The 2,090-nt window shown below is 69.0% G+C and carries 2 protein-coding genes; both read right to left on the reverse strand.

Annotation, left to right across the window (positions count from 1 at the left end):
* Positions 1 to 160: 160 nt before the first annotated feature.
* Entirely contained in the window at positions 161 to 772 is a 612-nt protein-coding gene (locus HC022_RS24940; RefSeq protein ID WP_167454181.1) for an OmpA family protein, read from the reverse strand.
* Positions 773 to 991: 219 nt separating this feature from the next.
* On the reverse strand, positions 992 to 2,090 hold a 1,099-nt coding region (miaB, locus tag HC022_RS24945; protein ID WP_167454182.1), incomplete at its 5' end, for a tRNA (N6-isopentenyl adenosine(37)-C2)-methylthiotransferase MiaB.

Raw genomic sequence — 2,090 nt, forward strand, 5'->3', positions numbered from 1 at the left:
CGGGTCGACCCAGACGCCCCACTTGATCTGGCTGAGATCCTTGCGGTCGATCAGGTTGCGGTCGACGCTCTTGTCGGGGCCGATGGGCGTGTCGCAGGCCGAGACGGTGACGGCGGCGGCGAGCGCGAAGGCGAGTTTCACAAGCTTCATGTCCGTCTCCTCAGCGCACACACAGGATTTCGACGCGGCGGTTCCTGGCCATGCCCTCGGCCGTGCTGTTGGTCGCCACCGGGTAGGATTCCCCGTAGCCCCGCACGTCGACGATGCGCGCGCCCGCCGAGCGGGCCACCCGGGCCACCGAGTTGGCGCGGTTGTAGCTCAGGCGGCGGTTGTACGCGTCGCTGGCGCGGGCGTCGGTGTGGCCGGTGATGATGAAGCCGAAGGCGGTGGCGTTCCGGAAGAACTCGCGGATGCGCGCCTTCCCCTGCGGGCTGATGGCGTAGCTGTCGGTGGCGAAGTACTGGTCCGAGTTCAGCGTGCCGCAGACGTTGATGTCGTGGCAGACCGGGCGGCCGTCGCGGGTCACCCGGCTCACGGCGTAGCCCTCGGCGCCGTCGTCCATCACCCAGATCTCGCAGCCGTCGGGCGAGATCGAGACGCCCGGAATGTAGCGCTGGCCGCGGATGGTGCGGGTGTTCTGCGTGGAAATGGCCGGTTCGCTGACGCCGTCGGTGCCGGCGGAGGCCGGCGACGTGGTCCCGGTGGCGGCGATGGCTGCCAGTGCGACCGCCGCAAGGGCGCCGCGGACGGCTTTGGTGATGCGATTCGCCACAGCCTCTGTCCCCTTGTTACTGGTTGAACACCGCGCTCCGGTTTCCGGATTCGAGGCGGCACGGTAAACTTACGATAAAACGGGTTTTTAGCAGACTAATCCGCCCCGGGAAGCGAAAAACCCTACATATTGTGGCCCATTTCGGGACAAACGGAAGATGTTCGCGCCATTGTCCCGCGGACGGGTTCAAAGCCCCGAATGGAGCCTCCCTGCGGGACCTCAGGCCAGCACGCCGCGCAGCGAGTTGGGGCTGCTCTCGACGATGCGGACGCGGCGCAGGTCGCCCCGGGCGAGCCCGTCCGACTCCACGTAGACCGCGTGCAGGTAGTCGGACTTGCCCACCATCTGGCCCGGGCGGCGACCGGCTTTCTCGAAGAGCACGCCGACCTCGCGCCCGATCATGGCGTCCTGCAGCGCGCGCTGCTGGCGCAGGAGCAGGGCCTGGAGGCGCTGCAGCCGGTCGTCCTTTTCGGCCTCCGGGACCTGCGGGCGCTCGGCGGCGGGGGTGCCGGGGCGCTCGGAATACTTGAACGAGAAGGCCGAGCCGTATTGCACCGCCTCGACGAGGTCGAGCGTCGCCTGGAAATCCGCTTCGGTCTCTTCCGGGAAGCCCACGATGAAGTCGCCCGAGAGGTGCAGGTCCGGGCGCGCCGCGCGCAGCCGCTCGACAAGCTTGAGGTAGGCCTCGGCGGTGTGGTGGCGGTTCATCCGCTTGAGGATGCGGTCCGACCCTGCCTGCACCGGCAGGTGGAGGTAGGGCATGAGCTTCTCGCAATCGCCGTGGGCGGCGATCAGCGCATCGTCCATGTCGTTGGGGTGCGAGGTGGTGAAGCGGATGCGCTCGAGCCCGTCGATCGCCGCCAGCTCGCGGATCAGGCCGGCGAGGCCGCGGTCATGGCCGTGGTAGGCGTTGACGTTCTGGCCCAGCAGGGTGATCTCGCGCACGCCGCGCTCGACGAGGTCGCGCGCCTCGGTCAGCACCCGGTCCGCAGGACGCGAAACCTCGGCGCCGCGGGTATAGGGCACCACGCAGAAGGCGCAGAACTTGTCGCAGCCCTCCTGCACCGTAAGGAAGGCGGTCGGGCCGCGCTTGGCCTTGGGCCGGGCCTGCAGCCGCTCGAACTTGTCCTCCTCGGGGAAGTCGGTGTCGAGCGCCTTCTCGCCGCTGCGCGCCTTGGCCTCGAGCTCGGGCAGGCGGTGGTAGCTCTGCGGCCCCACCACGAGGTCGACCATCGGCTGGCGGCGCATGATCTCTTCGCCCTCGGCCTGCGCCACGCAGCCCGCCACGCCGATCTTGAGGTCCGGGCGCTCGGCCTTC

Source organism: Salipiger sp. HF18, assembly GCF_011806505.1.
In the GTDB taxonomy this organism is placed as follows: domain Bacteria; phylum Pseudomonadota; class Alphaproteobacteria; order Rhodobacterales; family Rhodobacteraceae; genus Salipiger; species Salipiger thiooxidans.